The sequence below is a fragment of the Mycobacterium sp. E3305 genome, from assembly GCF_001666785.1.
Taxonomy (GTDB): domain Bacteria; phylum Actinomycetota; class Actinomycetes; order Mycobacteriales; family Mycobacteriaceae; genus Mycobacterium.
In genome coordinates this window covers 55,260-71,856 of record NZ_LZJA01000231.1, presented here as the reverse complement: position 1 = coordinate 71,856, position 16,597 = coordinate 55,260, and the positions used below count along the sequence as shown (strand labels likewise).

Annotated in this window: 18 protein-coding genes and 1 tRNA gene; 8 read left to right on the top strand and 11 right to left on the bottom strand. The window is 69.4% G+C overall.

Translation table 11 applies throughout. The features are described from left to right. The first annotated feature begins 199 nt into the window (after nt 1–199). Complete coding sequence (locus A5701_RS21720; protein ID WP_067758655.1) at nt 200–1,090, top strand: PAC2 family protein; 891 nt, start codon at nt 200–202, stop codon at nt 1,088–1,090. Nucleotides 1,091–1,206: 116 nt separating this feature from the next. Here the strand turns inward: A5701_RS21720 and A5701_RS21715 are convergent, their stop codons facing one another. From A5701_RS21715 to A5701_RS21685, 7 genes are all read right to left on the bottom strand, one after another. Further along, nucleotides 1,207–2,088 carry an SDR family oxidoreductase gene (locus tag A5701_RS21715; RefSeq protein WP_067758691.1) on the bottom strand — a complete coding sequence of 294 codons (882 nt, stop codon included), beginning with the start codon at nt 2,086–2,088 and terminating at the stop codon, nt 1,207–1,209. 19 nt (nt 2,089–2,107) lie between these two features. Then, on the bottom strand, nt 2,108–3,343 hold the full coding sequence (mshC, locus tag A5701_RS21710; protein ID WP_067758652.1) for a cysteine--1-D-myo-inosityl 2-amino-2-deoxy-alpha-D-glucopyranoside ligase: 1,236 nt from the start codon (nt 3,341–3,343) through the stop codon (nt 2,108–2,110). Nucleotides 3,344–3,367: 24 nt separating this feature from the next. Further along, a complete protein-coding gene (locus A5701_RS21705; RefSeq protein ID WP_067758649.1) occupies nt 3,368–4,156 on the bottom strand; it encodes a 3'(2'),5'-bisphosphate nucleotidase CysQ in 789 nt (262 codons plus the stop codon). A 55-nt stretch (nt 4,157–4,211) separates the two neighbouring features. Next, complete coding sequence (locus A5701_RS21700; RefSeq protein WP_082950341.1) at nt 4,212–5,027, bottom strand: SCO1664 family protein; 816 nt, start codon at nt 5,025–5,027, stop codon at nt 4,212–4,214. Continuing rightward, nucleotides 5,011–5,598: a DUF3090 domain-containing protein gene (locus A5701_RS21695; protein WP_046186213.1), complete on the bottom strand. Its 588-nt coding sequence runs from the start codon at nt 5,596–5,598 to the stop codon at nt 5,011–5,013. Before A5701_RS21695 ends, A5701_RS21700 begins: the two co-directional genes overlap by 17 nt. 73 nt (nt 5,599–5,671) lie before the next feature. Continuing rightward, nucleotides 5,672–6,448, bottom strand: coding sequence for a histidine phosphatase family protein (locus A5701_RS21690; protein ID WP_067758643.1), 777 nt, complete (start codon nt 6,446–6,448; stop codon nt 5,672–5,674). Nucleotides 6,449–6,521: 73 nt separating this feature from the next. Further along, nucleotides 6,522–6,824, bottom strand: coding sequence for a hypothetical protein (locus A5701_RS21685; RefSeq protein WP_067758640.1), 303 nt, complete (start codon nt 6,822–6,824; stop codon nt 6,522–6,524). 110 nt (nt 6,825–6,934) lie between these two features. Here A5701_RS21685 and A5701_RS21680 point away from each other — a divergent pair, with 110 nt between their 5' ends. Genes A5701_RS21680 through A5701_RS21670 form a run of 3 tightly spaced genes read left to right on the top strand, consistent with a single transcriptional unit; the run spans nt 6,935 to nt 9,377 of the window. Then, nucleotides 6,935–8,017: a YncE family protein gene (locus tag A5701_RS21680; protein WP_067758636.1), complete on the top strand. Its 1,083-nt coding sequence runs from the start codon at nt 6,935–6,937 to the stop codon at nt 8,015–8,017. Then, nucleotides 8,014–8,268, top strand: coding sequence for a DUF5703 family protein (locus A5701_RS21675; RefSeq protein ID WP_067758633.1), 255 nt, complete (start codon nt 8,014–8,016; stop codon nt 8,266–8,268). The genes A5701_RS21680 and A5701_RS21675 overlap by 4 nt, the downstream gene beginning before the upstream one ends. Nucleotides 8,269–8,294: 26 nt before the next feature. Further along, nucleotides 8,295–9,377, top strand: a complete 1,083-nt coding sequence (locus A5701_RS21670; RefSeq protein WP_197505031.1) for a quinone-dependent dihydroorotate dehydrogenase — start codon at nt 8,295–8,297, stop codon at nt 9,375–9,377. On the opposite strand, the gene A5701_RS21665 is transcribed toward A5701_RS21670, so the two are convergent. The 4 genes from A5701_RS21665 to A5701_RS21650 form a co-directional block, all read right to left on the bottom strand. Next, the gene (locus A5701_RS21665) at nt 9,374–10,741 is read right to left on the bottom strand and encodes an HNH endonuclease signature motif containing protein (protein WP_067758630.1); all 1,368 of its coding nucleotides are present in this window, start codon (nt 10,739–10,741) and stop codon (nt 9,374–9,376) included. The two genes, A5701_RS21670 and A5701_RS21665, sit on opposite strands and share 4 nt — an antisense overlap. Continuing rightward, nucleotides 10,732–10,947 carry a hypothetical protein gene (locus A5701_RS21660; RefSeq protein WP_067758627.1) on the bottom strand — a complete coding sequence of 72 codons (216 nt, stop codon included), beginning with the start codon at nt 10,945–10,947 and terminating at the stop codon, nt 10,732–10,734. The genes A5701_RS21665 and A5701_RS21660 overlap by 10 nt, the downstream gene beginning before the upstream one ends. Nucleotides 10,948–11,087: 140 nt before the next feature. Next, entirely contained in the window at nt 11,088–11,618 is a 531-nt protein-coding gene (locus A5701_RS21655) for a YbhB/YbcL family Raf kinase inhibitor-like protein (protein WP_067758624.1), read from the bottom strand. Between the two features lie 22 nt (nt 11,619–11,640). Continuing rightward, nucleotides 11,641–12,987: a M20/M25/M40 family metallo-hydrolase gene (locus tag A5701_RS21650; RefSeq protein ID WP_197505029.1), complete on the bottom strand. Its 1,347-nt coding sequence runs from the start codon at nt 12,985–12,987 to the stop codon at nt 11,641–11,643. A gap of 113 nt (nt 12,988–13,100) precedes the next feature. Here A5701_RS21650 and A5701_RS21645 point away from each other — a divergent pair. From A5701_RS21645 to A5701_RS21630, 4 genes are all read left to right on the top strand, one after another. Further along, nucleotides 13,101–13,186: transfer RNA gene (locus A5701_RS21645), tRNA-Leu, on the top strand. Between the two features lie 262 nt (nt 13,187–13,448). Then, nucleotides 13,449–15,110 (top strand): PP2C family protein-serine/threonine phosphatase, encoded by a 1,662-nt coding sequence (locus tag A5701_RS21640; RefSeq protein ID WP_067758618.1) that lies wholly within the window; start codon nt 13,449–13,451, stop codon nt 15,108–15,110. Continuing rightward, complete coding sequence (locus tag A5701_RS21635) at nt 15,107–16,204, top strand: B12-binding domain-containing protein (protein WP_067758615.1); 1,098 nt, start codon at nt 15,107–15,109, stop codon at nt 16,202–16,204. The genes A5701_RS21640 and A5701_RS21635 overlap by 4 nt, the downstream gene beginning before the upstream one ends. Further along, entirely contained in the window at nt 16,201–16,566 is a 366-nt protein-coding gene (locus tag A5701_RS21630; protein ID WP_067758613.1) for an STAS domain-containing protein, read from the top strand. The genes A5701_RS21635 and A5701_RS21630 overlap by 4 nt, the downstream gene beginning before the upstream one ends. Nucleotides 16,567–16,597 lie beyond the last annotated feature (31 nt).

Below are 16,597 nucleotides of genomic sequence, written 5' to 3'. Positions count from 1 at the left end.
CGAGGTAGTTACCAAGGTTAACCAGTGTGAAGCCGAACGTATTTCGCCCTGACGGCGTCGACGCCTGCTGCCGATGTCGTCGACGGTCAGAACGGCACGCACCCCACAAGGATAATCGTCCTAGGGAATGCCCTTGAACGGTTGACGGGACCCTGCCCACAACGCCGAACATCGGCAGCAAAGGCCGTACGCTGATTCTGTGACCCCATCCGATCGCCCACCGTTTGGGAACGCCGCACTGCCCGAACTGCACGACACCATCGTCGTGGCGGCATTCGAGGGCTGGAACGACGCCGGCGACGCGGCCAGTGACGCCCTCGAGCACCTCGAGGCCATCTGGGAAGCCGACCCGATCCTGGAGATCGACGACGAGGCGTACTACGACTACCAGGTGAATCGGCCCGTCATTCGGCAGGTCGACGGGGTCACCCGCGAGCTGGTCTGGCCGGCCATGCGGATTTCGCACTGCCGGCCGCCGGGCAGCGACCGCGACGTCGTGTTGATGCACGGCGTGGAACCCAACATGCGCTGGCGCACCTTCTGCGCCGAACTGGTGGCCATCGCCGACAAGCTCAACGTGGACACCGTCGTCATCCTCGGCGCCCTGCTGGCCGACACGCCGCACACCCGGCCGGTTCCGGTTTCGGGCGCCGCCTACTCCCCCGAATCGGCCAGACGCTTCGGGCTCGAGGAGAGCCGCTACGAGGGGCCCACGGGCATCGCCGGGGTGTTCCAGGACGCCTGCGTCGCCGCCGGGATCCCCGCCGTGACGTTCTGGGCGGCGGTGCCGCACTACGTGTCTCAGCCACCCAACCCGAAGGCGACGGTGGCGTTGCTGCGCCGCGTCGAGGACGTGCTCGACATCGAGGTGCCGCTGGCCGACCTGCCGACCGACGCCGAGGAGTGGGAGCAGGCCATCACCGAGATGGCCGCCGAGGACGAGGACCTGGCCGAGTACGTGCAATCGCTGGAACAGCGCGGCGACGCCGAGGTCGACATGAACGAGGCCCTGGGCAAGATCGACGGCGACGCGCTGGCCGCGGAGTTCGAGCGTTACCTGCGCCGACGGCGCCCGGGCTTCGGCCGCTAGCCCGCTAGCGGCGATCGCAAGCGCGGCGTAGCCGGGCGCGGCGGGTCGCCGCCATCGAACCTAGCGGCGATCGCAAGCGCGGCGTATCCGGGCGCGGCGGGTCGCCGCCATCGAACCTAGGCCTTCTTGCCCAAGCCCTGGTTGTAGGCGCTGGTGGAGCGCCCGAGCGCGACAACCTGGGCGTCCAGTTGGGGCAACAGCTCCGCGGTGGGCTTGTGCAGGGGCAGCTCGCCGGCCGGGGTGGACAGCACCGGCTTGAGCCAGCGGAACAGGGCCACCCAGCGGGGGCAGTAGATCCGGTTCCGGCGGGCCTCGATGCCCTTGACGAACGCGTCCGCGCATTTGTCGACGGTGGTGGTCTTGTTCAACGGCCACGGGAAACTGCTGAGCAGCTTGCCGAAGGCGGGCAGGTCGGCCTCGGTGTCGCGGACCAGGGCGGTGTCGATCCACGACATGTGCGACGAACCGACGCTGACGCCGCGGTGGGCGACCTCGAGCCGCAGCGCGTTGGCGAAGATCTCGACGGCGGCCTTGGACGCGTTGTAGGGGGCCAGGCCCGGACACGCGGCGTAGGCCGCAAGCGACGAGACGACGAGCACGTAGCCGCGGCGCTCGATCACCGCGGGCAGCATGGCGCGCACGGTGTTGAACACGCCGAGCACGTTGATGTCCATGACCCGCTTGAACGCCTCGGGATCGACCTGCAGCACCGATCCATAGCTGGCGATGCCGGCGTTGGCCACCACGACGTCGATGCCGCCGAAGCGCTCGACCGCCTGGGCGGCGACGGCCTGCATGGCCGGCAGGTCGCGCACGTCGGCGACGGCCGTCAGCACCCGGTCGGCGCCGATCTCGGCGGCCAGGGCGGTCAGCTCGGCGTCGTTGAGGTCGGTGAGCACGAGTTTGGCGCCCTTGCTGCCCAGCCGACGGGCGACCTCGGCCCCGATTCCCCGGGCCCCGCCCGTGATCAAAACAACCTTGTCCTGCAGCGACGTCATGGCCGACAACGTACCGCGTTCACAATTGCACGCCGAGCAGCGCGTCGATCGCGGTTGCCACCAACCTTGGAGCCTCGGCGTCGTGGCCGCCGTACTCGAGCGCGTCTGTTGTCCAACCATCAAGCGCGGCAAGCGCTTTCGGCGTGTTCAAGTCGTCGGCCAGGTATTGGCGCACCCGCGCGATCACGTCGGCGGCATCCGGGCCGGCCGCCAGGGCGGTCGCGGTGCGCCAGCGCCCCAGCCGGGCGGTGGCCTCGTCGAGCACCTGCCGGCTCCAGAACCGGTCCGCGCGGTAGTGCCCGGACAGCAGGCCCAGCCGGATGGCCGCCGGTTCGATGCCCTGGGCCCGCAGCGTCGACACCAGCACCAGGTTGCCCCGGCTCTTGGACATCTTGTGCCCGTCCCAGCCGATCATGCCCGCGTGCACGTAATGGCGGGCGAATCGCCGCTCGCCCCTTACACATTCGGCGTGCGCGGCAGTGAATTCGTGATGCGGAAAGATCAGGTCGCTGCCGCCGCCCTGGATGTCCAGGCCGCTGCCGATGCGGCTGAGCGCGATCGCCGCGCACTCGACATGCCAGCCGGGTCGCCCGGCCCCGAACGGCGACGGCCAACTCGGCTCCCCCGGCCGGGCCGCGCGCCAAAGCAGCGCGTCCAGCTCGTCGGTCTTGCCCGGGCGGTCGGGGTCGCCGCCCCGCTCACCGAACAGCCGGAGCATGGTTTCGCGGTCGTAGCCGGACTCGTAGCCGAACTGCGGCGTCGCGTCCGCGCGGTAGTAGACGTCCGGGTGCTCGCCGTCGACGACGTACGCCGCGCCCGACGCCAGCATCTTCTCGACGAGCTCGACCACTTCGGGGATCGCCTGGGTGGCCGCGACGTAGTCGCGCGGCGGCAGGACGCGCAGCGCCGCCATGTCCTCGCGAAAGCGCGCGACCTCACGATCGCCCAGCTCGCGCCAGTCCACACCGTCGCGCTGGGCGCGTTCGAACAGCGGATCGTCGACGTCGGTGACGTTCTGCACGTAGTGCACGGCGCGGCCCAGGTCCAGCCACTGCCGGTAGACCAGGTCGAAGGTCAGGTAGGTGGCCGCGTGACCCAGATGGGTTGAGTCGTACGGGGTGATGCCGCAGACGTACATCGTCGCCGTCGACCCGGGCGCAACGGGCCGCACCTGCCGGTCTGACGTGTCGAACAGCCGGAGTTCCGGGCCACGTCCCGGCAACACCGGAACCGGTGGAAACTCCCACGACTGCATGCCAACGACTCTAAACGCGGGAAGTCAGCGCCACGCGTCGCGGATGGCGTCGAGCAGGATCGGCGCCACCTCGGCGCGACACATCACGAAGTCGGGCAGGTACGGATCGAGCTGGTTGTAGCGCATCGGCGAACCGTCCAGCCGCGACGCGTGCATGCCTGCGGCCATCACCACTCCGGCGGGCGCCGCGTTGTCCCATTCCCACTGGCCTCCCGCGTGCAGGTAGGCGTCGACGTCGCCGTCGATGATGGCCATCGCCTTGGCTCCCGCCGAACCGATCGCCACCGGCTGGATGGCCAACGACTGGCGCATCCGGTGCAACACGAACGGCGGCCGGTTGGCGCTGACCGCGATGCGAAACGTGTGGGGTATGCCGACGCGCGCGGCGTCGGCGGTGACGGTGTCGGTGCGGTACACCGTGTTCCCGCGCGCCGGCAGCGACACCGCGGCGTCGGTGATCTCCCGCTCGCCGTTGGTGGGGCGCTGCCACAGCGCGATGTGGACCGCCCAGTCGTCGCGGCCGGGAGTGGAGAACTCGCGGGTGCCGTCCAGCGGGTCGATGATCCACACCCGGTCGTGCTTCAGCCGGACCAGATCGTCGTAGGCCTCCTCGCTGAGCACCGCGTCGTCGGGCCGCTCGGCGCGCAGCCGCCGCAGGATCAGCTCGTTCGCCAGGCTGTCGCCTGCGTCGCCCAGCGCCCACGGATGTCCGAAGCCGATCTCGTCGCGCACTTTCAGCAGCAATTCGCCCGCGTCCGCGGCGAGTTCGGCGGCCAGGGCGGCGTCGGTCAACTCGTCCGGGCCCTGGCTCACCGGTTCAGTATCTCCGACGGCCGTGCGCGGCCCGGTGGGTGGCTCGGTGGCCGCCTCAGAACGCCGGCCACGGAATGGGGCGGTGCCGGTTGGGGCCCGGCATCACCGGATCGTCGAGCAGCGCGTGGGCGCGCCTGCGCAACGCCGCGATCTCGGCCCGCGTGATGTGCTCGGCCAGTTCGTCGCACAGCGAGTCGCCCAGCGCCTCGGTGAGCCGGGCGACCGCCTCCAGCATCTTCTGGTCGACCGGCTTGTGGGCCCAGCCCCACAGCACCGTGCGCAGCTTGTTCTCGACATGCAGGGACACCCCGTGGTCGACGCCGTAGACGTGGCCCTCGATGTCGCGCAGGACGTGGCCGCCCTTGCGGTCGGCGTTGTTGATCAGCACGTCGAAGACCGCCATGCGCCGCAACCGGATGTCGTCGGCGTGCATCAAGACGACCTCGTCGCCCGCGTAGTCGTAGGCCCGCAGCACCGGCAGATAACCGGGTTCCGGCTTGTTGGCGGGAAACAGGTCGACCAGGTCCGGGCCGGGCCTTGGCTCGGAGTCGGCCGCGTCGCCGGGCTGCTCGACCCACAGCTGCAACATGCCCGGTCCGGCCGGCCCGTGACGAATTACCGTGTACGGCACGATGTTCCACCCCAGCTGCGTCGACACCAGGTACGCGGCGAGTTCGCGGCCAGCCAGCGTACCGTCGGGAAAATCCCAGAGCGGGGCCTCGCCGGAGATCGGTTTGTAGACGCAATGGACCGTCGATTCGCCCAGCGTGGACTCGCACAGGAAGGTGGCGTTGCTGGCGGAGCGGATGCGTCCGAGGACCGTCAGCTCGCCGTCGCGCAACACCTCACGGTCGTCAGGCCTCAAGTTCATCGTCAGGCCCGAGCAGCGCGCTGCGCCTATAGCCGTTGGCGCGCGCGCAGATATGGCCTTCGGGATCCAACGGTTCGTCGCACAGCGGGCATGGCGGCCGCCCCGCTGAGATCACGCGATTGGAGCGGGTGGCGAACTGCCGCGCCGACTCCGGCGTCAAGAACACCCGCACCGCGTCGGGCCCCTCCTCGGTGTCGTCGAGCACCACCGACGCGTCGAACTCGGCGTCGGTGACGGCCAGCAACTCGACGACCACGGTCTGGGCTTCGGAATCCCAGCCCAGGCCCATGGTCCCCACCCGGAATTCGGCATCCACGGGTGTGATCAACGGGTTCAAGTCCTCCACTTCGGCGGGCTCCGGAGGGACCGGTGTGCCGAACCGGCGATTCACCTCGAGCAGCAGCGCGCCGATGCGCTCGGCCAGCACCGCAACCTGCTGCTTCTCCAACACCACCGACACCACTCGGGAATCGTGCACAGCCTGGATGTAGAACGTTCGGTTTCCGGGCTGACCAACGGTCCCGGCCACGAAGCGGTCGGGTGTGCGGAAGACGTGGATTGCGCGGGCCATGGCACCTCCAAAATACCGGCTGTTGCCTTCGCCGTGCGATTCGATTGCCCCGCATCGCTTGTTTTAAGCGGAATTAATCAGTTGAGCCGCCGACCACCGCGTCGCTGGACGGCACGACCGCGGCCGGCTGTTCCGTTGCGCCCGCCGGGGACTCGCCGTCGGTCTTGGCGGTGCCCTTGTCCTGCGCCTCGTCCTTGGGCGGTGGCCCGGCCCGCAGCGCTGCCGCCAATTTCGCACCGGTGTGGTTGACGTGCAACACAAACGGGCGCAATTCGGTGTAGCGGATCACATTCACCGACGCCGGGTCGGCGGTGACCCGCTGGAACGCGTCCAGGTGCATGCCGTAGGCGTCGGCGACGACCGCCTTGATGACATCACCGTGAGTGCAGGCCACCCATAGGACGTCGCCGCCCTTCTCCCCCCCGTATTCCAGGGCGAGCCGCCGATCGTGTTCGCGGACGGCGAACACGGCGCGCGCCTGAACCTGCGCCAACCCCTCCCCGCCGGGGAACACCGCCGCACTCGGGTGGGCCTGCACGACCCGCCACAGCGGTTCGCCGGCCAGCTCGGCGATCTTGCGGCCGGTCCAGTCCCCGTAGTCCACCTCCGCCAGCCGGTCGTCGATCAACGGCTCCAGGCACAGCGCCTCGGCGAGCGGCTCGAGCGTGCGTCGGCAACGCAGCAACGGCGAACTGATCAGCGCCCGGATCGGCAGGTCACCGATCCGGTCGATCAGCCCGGCGGCCTGGTCGCGGCCCTTGTCGTCGAGGTCGACGCCCTCGGAACGGCCGGCCAGGATCCCGGCGGTGTTCGAGCTGGATCGACCGTGCCGCAGCAGGATGACCGTCATGCAGCGGTGTCCGACATCCGACAGGCTGGGGCAACCACGACCACGACCGTACCCGGTGCGAAGACGCTATCGGCTAGTGCGATACCGGCACCGCATGCGCCACCGAGTCGCGCACGGCGGCGACCAGGCTGCGTTCGTCGGTGAGGTCGATGTCGACCAGGCTGCGGACCGCCGTGGCGACCACCTCTTCGGCCTGCGGAACTGGCCCGGCGAGGCGCGGTCGGTAAATTTCGACGACGAGCGAGCGGTGCTCGATGTGGAACGAAAAACTGCGCCCATCACCGACTTGTCCATACCCGCTGGCGAAGATTCCTGTCGACATATCTTCGACAGCAAACTCTTTCTCCGCGATCTGCCGGTCAACGATGACGGCCATGAGGCGACGATACCTCGCCACCGGGACTTGATGTGCGCGACATGGCCATATTGGATGCGAAGGCGTTCCTTAGACTCGGAAGTCCACCGCCATTACGCAAGGGAAAATAATTGCTGTCACGGCATACGCGTCATCGACTGGCTGCTCAGCGCCGTTTACCCGCCGTCGCGCTTTTGCTGGCGGCGATCGCAGGTTGTTCGTCCAATACATTCAAATCCGCGCCGCCCACCATCGAAGCGGCCGCGCCCGCCGTGTCCCCGCCGGCGGCCCAGCCCCCCGCCGGCGAGGTGCGCCCGCTCGCCGCGGCCGCGACCGCGGCCACCTTCGACGGTGGGACTCACCAGCTCACGGTGCTGGCGCCCGGGGCCCCGCCTGCCGGCCCTGCGAGCGTCACCGTCTTCGGCGACCCGAAGGCCGCGCCGCGCGTCATCGCCCTGCCGGGACCCGCGACCGCGATGGCCGACGACGGCCACGGAACGCTGTTCCTGGCCGCCCGGGGCGGCTATTTCGTGGTCGACCTGCCCACCGCCCGCGCGACGCAGGTGAATGTCGCCGACGCCCAATCGGCCGATTTCACCGCCGTCGCCCTGCGCGCCGACGGCAAGCTGGTGCTGGGCAGCGCCGACGGAGCCGTCTACACGCTCGCTTCTCCAACACCGGCCGCGCCGACGCCCGGCACCGCTGGCACCGCGACCGTCGGCAGCAGGAACAAGATCTTTGCGCGGGTCGATTCGCTTGCCACGCAAGGGAATACAACTGCGGTGTTGGACCGGGGACAGACCTCGGTGACCACGATCGGCGCCGACGGCCAGGCCCGGCAGGCGCTGCGGGCCGGCGAAGGCGCGACCACCATGGTTGCTGACCCGCTGGGCCGGGTCCTGGTCGCCGACACTCGCGGCGGGCAGCTGCTGGTGTACGGCGTGGACCCGCTGATCCTGCGACAGGCGTATCCGGTGCCCCAGGCGCCCTACGGACTGGCCGGCTCCCGCGCGTTGAGCTGGGTAACCCAGACCGCTTCCAATATCGTGGTTGGTTACGATCTGTCCACCGGAATTCCCGTCGAAAAGGTGCGTTACCCAACCGTGCAGCAACCGAACTCACTGGCCTTCGACGAAGCGTCAGACACCTTGTACGTGGTGTCGGGGGCTGGCGCGGGGGTGCAGGTGATCGAGCACGCGGCGGGTACGCGTTGACCGCGTCGCGCAGCAGTCGGCTGCCCGCGGGCTGGGACACCGAGCTGTCCGACGAATACGAGTGGGTGCCCCTGCGCCTGCCGCCGGAGGTCACCCGGCTCAGCGCGTCCACCCGGCTGTCCATCGAGGCCGAATATCGGGGATGGGAGCTGACCCGGGTACGGCTCTACACCGACGGCAGCAGGCGAGTGCTGTTGCGCCGCAAGAAATCTCGTCTGGAAAACCGGCGTCCCGACCAGCCGGAACTGTGACGTTGGCTGCACCCGGCGACGGCGTCGTGTACGGCCTGATGCGGCGGTTGTTCTTCCTCGTGCCGCCCGAGCGCATCCACACGCTGGTTTTCGCGCTGCTGCGCGGCGCCACCGCCCTCGCCCCGGCGCGGCGGCTGTTGCAGCGGCTGCTCGGCCCGAGGGATCCGGCGCTGGCGAGCACGGTGTTCGGGGTGCGCTTCCCGGCGCCGCTCGGGCTGGCCGCCGGCTTCGACAAGGACGGCAAGGGATTGCAGACCTGGGGCGCGCTCGGATTCGGCTACGTCGAGGTCGGGACCGTCACCGCGAGCCCGCAGCCCGGAAACCCGGCCCCCCGCATGTTCCGGCTGCCCGCCGACCGCGCGCTGCTGAACCGGATGGGCTTCAACAACCTGGGCGCCGGTGCGCTGGCCGTACAACTCGCGCGGCACCAACCAGACGTTCCCATCGGGGTCAACATCGGCAAGACGAAAACCACGCCGGCCGCCGGCGCCGTCGACGACTACCGTGCCAGCGCCCGCCTGGTCGGGCCGCTGGCGTCGTATCTGGTGGTGAACGTCAGCTCGCCGAACACGCCCGGCCTGCGCGACCTGCAGGCCGTCGAGTCGCTGCGGCCCATCCTGTCGGCCGTGCTCGCCGAGACGTCCGGGCCGGTGCTGGTGAAGATCGCGCCGGACCTTTCCGACGCCGACCTCGACGATGTCGCCGACCTGGCCGTGGAATTGGGCCTCGCGGGCATCGTCGCCACCAACACCACCGTGTCGCGCGACGGCCTGCAGACGCCGGGGGTCGACGCGCTGGGGCCCGGCGGCATTTCCGGGCCGCCGGTGGCGCGCCGGGCGGTCGAGGTGCTGCGCCGGCTCCATGCCCGCGTGGGCGACCGCCTGGTGCTGATCAGCGTCGGGGGCATCGAGACGGCCGACGACGCGTGGGAACGGATCACCGCGGGCGCGTCGCTGCTGCAGGGCTACACCGGCTTCGTCTACGGCGGAGGCTTGTGGCCCAAGCGCATTCACGACGGTATCGCGCACCGGCTGCGCGACGGCGGGTTCGCCTCGCTCGGCGATGCCGTCGGGTCGGCGGCCCCTAAGGCCGGCGGCGCGGCGAGTTAAGCCGCCCCTTCTTCGTCGTCGTCTTCGGCCAGGATCTTTTCCGGGTGGTGGAAGTTGTTGACGCGCGGTTGCCCACGATCGAGGTGTGGTGGCGGGATCCATTCGGTGTCGCCGTTGGCGCGTCTTCGGGTGGTCCAGCCCTTCTCGAGAAGCCGGTGGTGGGGTCCGCAGGCCAGGGTGAGTTGGTCGATGTCGGTGCGGTAAGTACTGGCCCAGTCTTCGACGTGGTGGACTTCACAGTAGTAGCCCGGCACATCACAACCGGGATGCGAACAGCCACGGTCCTTGGCGTACAAGACAATTCGCTGGCCCGGTGAGGCCAGGCGCTTGCCGTGATATAGCGCCACCGCTTCGCCCTTGTCGAAAACGGCCAAATAATGATGGGCGTGGCGGGCCAGCCGGATCACGTCGGACATCGGCAAGATGGTGCCGCCGCCGGTCAAGCCCTTACCTGCGGCGGCTTCCAGCTCGGTCAGCGTGGTCGTCACGACGATGGATGCCGGCAGGCCGTTGTGCCGGCCCAATTTGCCGCTTGCCAGCGTTGCTCTCAGCGCGGCGTTGAGGCCGTCGTGCTGGCGCTGCGCGGCCGTGCGGGTGTCCCGTTGCACCGCCTCCTCCGTCGGGGCGCCATCGATGACCGGCACCTCGTCGTCCGGATTGCACATCCCGGGGGCGGCCAGCTTGGCGAGCACCGCCTCCCAGCTGGCGCGGGCCTCGGGCGTCAGCCACCCGCTCAGCCTCGACATGCCATCGGCCTGCTGGGCGCCCAGGGTCAGCCCGCGGGCCCGCGCCCGGTCGGCATCGGTGTAGTTGCCGTCTGGGTTGAGGCAGTCCAACAGATGGCGGGCGAGCTTGGCGAGTTGATCGGGGCGATAGTGAGTTGCCTCGGAAGCCAGGTGCTTCTCGGCATGCTCGCGCGTATCGATGTCGACCGATTCCGGCAGCTGGCGGAAAAGCTGCCGGATCACCACCACGTGGTCGGCACCGATGGCACCGTCGCGCTGGGCCGCCGCGGTGGCGGGCAACACCGGCGCCAGCGGCTCACCGGTCAGCGCGCGGCGCGGGCCCAGCTCGGCGGCCTCAGCGATGCGCCGGCTGGCCTCACCCCGGTTGATGTGCAGCCGATCGGCCAGCGCCCAGCTCAGCTTGCCGCCCAACTCGGCCGAATCCCCTTGCTCACCAAGCTGATTGATGAGCTGGTGACTTGGCGCCTGAAGCCGACGCGTCTCGCACTCGAATATCTCGAGCAACCACAACCGCTCCGGGTTGGTCAGCGCTTCGTACGAGCGCCCTTGGAATCGGGAGACAACGGCGCGCAGCGCGTCGACGTCGCCCTGGATCTCCTCGCGGTCCGTCAACGCCATATGGGCCGCCCCCTCGGCGGCCCGAAGGGGCTGGACAACTCGTAGATGAGCGCATCCAGCCGTCCGAGCAGAAATCCATATCTGTCGAGTGCGGCGACAAGCTCGACCGCCGTCAGTGAATCCAACGACGCAAAGAACACGTCCTGCGCGCGCTCGAACCGTTCGAGCACGGCATCGATGCGGATGAGCAGATCAGTCGAACACATGTTCGAATCATATCCCCGCCCACCGACAAGAAACCCAAACGCAAACCCCCCGGGACGGGAGTGACGTAAGTGATTTCGGGCCCTTCGGGCCGGCGGGCCTTCGGGCCGGCGGGCCGGCGGGCTGGCCCGAAGCCCCGCGCCTACTTCTGTTCGTAGACGCCGTGAATGACGGCGCGCGCGATCGCGTGCTGGAACAGGTTGAAGCCGAGGTAGGCGGGACTGGCGTCCTCGCCGAGGTCCAGCTTGTCGACGTCCACGGCGTGCACCGCGATGTAGTAGCGGTGCGGCCCGTGCCCCGGCGGCGGCGCCGCGCCGATGTAGCGGCGCATACCGCCGTCGTTGACCAGCGTGAGCGCGCCCCCGGGCAGGTCGCTGCCGTCGCCGGCACCCGCGGGCAGTTCGGTGACGTCGGCGGGCAGGTTGGCCACCGCCCAGTGCCAGAAGCCCGAGGCCGTCGGCGCGTCCGGGTCATAGACGGTGACCGCGAAGCTGCGGGTCTCCCCCGGGAATCCCGACCAGCTCAACTGCGGGCTGACATCTTCCCCGCCCGCGCCCATGATCCCGCTGACTTGGGGCTTGGCCAGCGGCTGGCCGTCGGTGACCGATTCCGATGTCAGCGTGAACGTCGGCAGCTGCGGCAGCGCGGCATACGGGTCGGGCGCGGTGCTCATGGCGAATCCTTTCGTTGACTATTCAGCAGTGTGTCAGGAAGTGTTCCAGCACATCGGTGCCGAACCTCAGCGCATCCACGGGTACCCGCTCGTCGACTCCGTGGAACAGCGCGGTGAAGTCGAGGTCCGGCGGCAACCGCAGCGGGCTGAAACCAAAACAACGAATACCCAAGCGCGCGAAAGACTTTGCGTCGGTACCACCGGAAAGCATGTAGGGCACCGTGCGCCCATCGGGGTCAAGGGCCAGCACGGCGGCGTTCATGGCGTCGACCAGGTCGCCGTCGAAGCTGGTCTCGTACGACTCGAAGTCCTTGATCCATTCGCGCGTGACGTCGGGGCCCAGCAGTTCGTCGACTTCGGCCTCGAACGCCGCCTTGCGGCCAGGAAGGATTCGGCAGTCGACCACCGCTTCGGCCACCGCCGGGACGACGTTGGCCTTGTACCCGGCCTTGAGCATCGTCGGGTTCGCGGTGTCCTGCAGCACCGCCTTGAGCATGCGGGCCATGGGGCCGAGCTTTTCGATCGCTCCGGCCAGGTCGCCCGACGAAACGTCGAACGTCAGCCCGGTCTCCTCCTCGACGGCGGCCAGGAACTGCGCGACGGTGTCGGTGAGCACGAGCGGAAACTGGTGCCGGCCCAGCCGGGCGACCGCCGCGGCGACGGCGGTGACGGCGTTCTGGTCGTGCACCATGGATCCGTGCCCGGCCGGGCCGCGGGCGGTCAGCCGCATCCATGACAGGCCCTTCTCGGCCGTCTCGATCAGATAGAGCCGACGTTCGCCCCCGTCGCGGCGCGGCACGGTCAGCGAGAACCCGCCCACTTCGCCGATCGCCTCGGTCACACCCGCGAACAAGTCGGGCTGATTGTCGACCAGCCAGCGGGCCCCGTAGCTGCCCCCGTGTTCCTCGTCGGCAAGGAATGCGAACACCAGATCGCGTGGCGGCACGATGCCGGCCTGCTTCAACCGCCGGGCCACCACGATCATCATGCCGACCATGTCCTTCATGTCGACCGCGCCGCGGCCCCAGACGAAGCCGTCCTTGACCGCGCCGGAGAACGGGTGCACGCTCCACTCGGCCGGCTCGGCGGGCACCACGTCGAGATGCCCGTGGATCAGCAGGGCGCCGCGCGAGCTGTCCGCACCCGCGAGGCGGGCGATCACATTGCCGCGGCCCGGGGCGCCCGATTCCACGTACTGCGGCAAGTAGCCGACCTGAGCGAGCTGCTCGGCGACCCACTGCGCGCACTCGGCCTCGCCCCTCGTCGTCTCCGGTTCGCCGGTGTTGGTGGTGTCGAACCGGATCAACCTGCTGACGACCTCGACCACGTCGTCACTCGGGTTGGTCGGGAACTCGGTGTGCGCGGTCACAACCACCTTTCCTACCACTGCCGGGGCCGCTCGGCTCGACGCTGAGCGCCCCGGCTGGGTTGGGTGCGCGCGCGACAATCCGATAGCCTTAGCTGCCAACTCTCGTTGGCCTTGTCCGAGTGGCGGAATGGCAGACGCGCTAGCTTGAGGTGCTAGTGCCCTACTAATGGGCGTGGGGGTTCAAGTCCCCCCTCGGACACGCGACTGAGGCGAGGAAATGAACGCTCGCGTTTATTTCCGAGCCGATGGAGTGTGGTGAGCGGCGAAGCCGCGATCACACGCGTGGCGCAGGTCTTCAGGTCCGGGCCTGCCGCAGTCCCGTAGTCGGGGTCGAGAAATGGCTCCTGCACTGCATCTTCGACGCACGGCCCGCACGAGCGAATCTCTCCCGCAATTCCGCACACGTACAGTCGGACGTAACGCTAGCCAACTCCGACTCCCCGCGTTGACAGGTCAACCGCATGCATGATGGTGCCCACGTAGGCGTCGAGATCGACCTCGACGGCTTGTGGGCCGCTGTGCCCTGTCCCACCCTGGTCATCGACCGCGCGGGAATCGTGCAGGCCTTGAGCGGGTCCGCCGAGTCCTTGTTGCCAGGCGCGGCCCAGGGCGGTCGAATCGACGAGACGGTCGAATGGCTTTCGCACGCGCACCATCGCCTCGTGCAGCTGCATCCCGACTCGGTCGGCCCGGACGCCTCGCTGGTATCGGGAAACGTGGGCAGCCGCAAGTTCGACGCGCACGCGGCGGTGCTGCCCAGCGGCGAGGTGGCATGGTCGCTGGTCGAGGACACCGGTCAGCTGTTGCGCGAGGCCCAAGAAGCGCTGGCACGGGAACAGGAGCGCACCGCGATCCTGCTCGAGGCGTCGTCGGTGCTGACGGCCTCGCTCAACGTCGACCGCTGCAGGGAAGCGACCGTGCAGATGGCCGCCCAACACCTGGCGGACGCGGCGGTACTGGTGGCCCCCGCGGGCCGCGGACGTCGGCTTCCGGTCTTCTACAGCGCCGCGGCCGGGGCGGTGGAGCAGTGCAGTGTGGACGCCGACCCCGCGATGGTGGCGGGGTTGAGCGAGGCGCTGCATGGGTTCCCGCCGGTCTCCTCGAGCTGGATCGACCCCGTTTCGGTTCCGGATTGGCTCCTCCCGCAAGACTTCTCAGGTGCGGCCGGGTCCGTGATGATCCTGACGCTCCCGGGCCACGGCGTGTCGGCCGGAGCGTTGGTGTTGCTGCGGCGCACCGGTCGGCCGGTGTACACCGCCGACGAGGAGACCTTCGCCGGCTTGTTCGCCGCCCGGGCGGGGGCTGCGCTGTCCGCCGCGCGGCTCTACGCCGAGCAGGCCGCCATCACCCGCACGCTGATGCGTGACCTGCTACCCCCGCCGCTGCACGGGCTGCACGGCATCGAATTCGCCGGCGGCTACCGGGCGTCCAAGGATTACGAGGTCGTCGGCGGCGACTTCTACGACTTCCATCCCGCGCAACGTCCCGAGGACGAGACGCTGGTGGTGCTCGGCGACGTGTGCGGGAAGGGCCTGGAGGCCGCCGTGATGACCGGCAAGATCCGCAACACGCTGCAGGCGCTGACACCGCTGGCGCAGGACCACGAGGGCGTGCTCACGCTGCTCAACCGTGCCATGTTGTCGTCGGACCACACGCGGTTCGCGACGTTGGTGCTGGCGTCGGTCGCCTACCGGGACGGTCAGGTGGTGCTGCGCCTGACCTGCGCCGGGCATCCCCCTCCCTTGATCGTGCGCGACAACGGGCAAGTGGAAGAGGCCAACACCAAGGGCACACTGGTCGGCGCCCTGGAGCGCATCACTGTGCAATCTTTCGAGACCTCGCTGGCGCCGGGCGAGACGTGCGTGCTGTACACCGACGGCATCACCGAAGCGCGCGGCGGCCCGCTCGGCGACGACTTCTTCGGCGAACAGCGCCTGGCGGCCGCGCTGACCGGTTGCGCCGGGATGCCGGCCGAGGCGGTCGTCGAACGCGTCCTGATGCTGGCCTCGGACTGGGTGGGGCAACGCGTGCACGACGACATCGCCGTCGTCGCCATCACCGCCCCGCAGCGGACCCACCTCAGCGCCGTCGACGGGCACACCCGGGGCAGGTACGTGGCATGACGTCCTACGACACCGACATGACGTCCGCCACCGGTGCCGCGGACGATCTCGTTGTCCGCGAACGGCTCTGGGGGGCCCTGACCGACCGTGACGAGTACGCCGCGGCCGCCACCGTGTTCGCCGCGATGGAAGCGGGCATGACGCCCGAGGACGTGCTGCTGGAGGTGATCGCCCCCGTCCAGCACAAAGTGGGCGCGGAATGGGCCGCGAACAGGATCAGCGTCGCGCAGGAACACGCCGCCTCGGCGATCAACGATCGCGTCATCGCCGCGCTGGCCCATCACGCCGCCGGCAAGGTCTCCAGCCACGGCGGCCGGGTCACGCTGGCGTGCGTCGACGGCGAGTGGCACGCTTTGCCCGCCCGGCTGCTTGCTGAGGTCCTGCGGCTGCGTGGCTGGCAGGTCGACTTCCTCGGCGCGCAGGTGCCCACCCCGCACCTGGTCGCCCACCTGCACCAGCACGGCCCGGACGTCGTCGCGCTCTCCTGCTCGATCCCCACCCGGTTACCCAACGCGCACGCCGCGATCGTCGCGTGCCAATCCGCCGGCTTCCCCGTCCTGGCCGGCGGCGCCGCGTTCGGCCGTGACGGCCGCTTCGCCCGCCAGCTCGGGGCGGACGCGTGGGCGCCGGACGCGCGCACCGCCGACGAGCGGCTGAGCCGCGGGTTAAGCCCCGTTCGGCGGGCGTCCAACCGCCAGCCCGTCGATGACCTGCCGCATCTGGCCGACCAGGAATACACCATGGTGAGCCGGAGTGCGGCGCGGCTGGTCAAGTCCACCGTCGCCGACCTGGAGGACCGCTTTCCCGCCATGCGCGCCTACTCCCCGCTGCAGCATCAGCGCACCGTCGAGGACATCGCCCACATCGTCGACTTCCTCACCGTGAGTCTCTACACCGACGACGACGCTCTGTTCACCGACTTCATCAGCTGGACCGCCGAAATCCTCACCGCGCGCGGCGTTCCGGCGGCTTCGCTGCACCCGGCGCTGGATTCGCTGACGGTGCAGCTCAACGAGTTTCCCCGCGGCCAGCGCCTACTGACCGCAGCAAACGATGCCCTCACCGCCAACGCAGGCCCAGGAGCGTCCGAATGAACCTGTCTCTGAACACCACCACCTCCGGGCGGTCGGCCTGCGTGCGGGTCTCCGGTGATCTGGTCTACGAGACCGTGGACGCGATGGTCGAGACCGCCGTCCAGCTCCTCACCCGCCAGCCCAACCTCGCTGACCTGCATCTCGACCTGGCCGAACTCGTCTTCTGCGATTCCGCAGGCCTGTCCGGCCTGCTGCTGGTCCACCGCCGAAGCGCTCAGGCCGGTGTGCTCCTGCACCTCGACCATCGACCGCGATTCCTCGACCGCATCCTGGACGTCACCGGCACGTTCGAGCACCTCGTCACCGCGTCCGTCTCGGATGCGGGCGGCCAGAACGCCCCGGGAGAAACCGGGGTTCGCTGACCCCTCGGCCGCCGGGGCGAGAGCCCGTAGG

Excerpts from the sequence above, each read along its gene's own strand:
- A5701_RS21715 (WP_067758691.1), bottom strand. The coding sequence starts at position 2,088 with ATGACGTCGCTGCAGGACAAGGTTGTTTTGATCACGGGCGGGGCCCGG.
- A5701_RS21660 (WP_067758627.1), bottom strand. The coding sequence starts at position 10,947 with ATGTGTTCGACTGATCTGCTCATCCGCATCGATGCCGTGCTCGAACGG.
- A5701_RS21640 (WP_067758618.1), top strand. The coding sequence starts at position 13,449 with ATGCATGATGGTGCCCACGTAGGCGTCGAGATCGACCTCGACGGCTTG.
- A5701_RS21700 (WP_082950341.1), bottom strand. The coding sequence starts at position 5,027 with ATGAACTTGAGGCCTGACGACCGTGAGGTGTTGCGCGACGGCGAGCTG.
- mshC (WP_067758652.1), bottom strand. The coding sequence starts at position 3,343 with ATGCAGTCGTGGGAGTTTCCACCGGTTCCGGTGTTGCCGGGACGTGGC.
- A5701_RS21655 (WP_067758624.1), bottom strand. The coding sequence starts at position 11,618 with ATGAGCACCGCGCCCGACCCGTATGCCGCGCTGCCGCAGCTGCCGACG.
- A5701_RS21690 (WP_067758643.1), bottom strand. The coding sequence starts at position 6,448 with ATGACGGTCATCCTGCTGCGGCACGGTCGATCCAGCTCGAACACCGCC.
- A5701_RS21665 (WP_067758630.1), bottom strand. The coding sequence starts at position 10,741 with ATGGCGTTGACGGACCGCGAGGAGATCCAGGGCGACGTCGACGCGCTG.
- A5701_RS21685 (WP_067758640.1), bottom strand. The coding sequence starts at position 6,824 with ATGGCCGTCATCGTTGACCGGCAGATCGCGGAGAAAGAGTTTGCTGTC.
- A5701_RS21635 (WP_067758615.1), top strand. The coding sequence starts at position 15,107 with ATGACGTCCTACGACACCGACATGACGTCCGCCACCGGTGCCGCGGAC.
- A5701_RS21695 (WP_046186213.1), bottom strand. The coding sequence starts at position 5,598 with ATGGCCCGCGCAATCCACGTCTTCCGCACACCCGACCGCTTCGTGGCC.
- A5701_RS21630 (WP_067758613.1), top strand. The coding sequence starts at position 16,201 with ATGAACCTGTCTCTGAACACCACCACCTCCGGGCGGTCGGCCTGCGTG.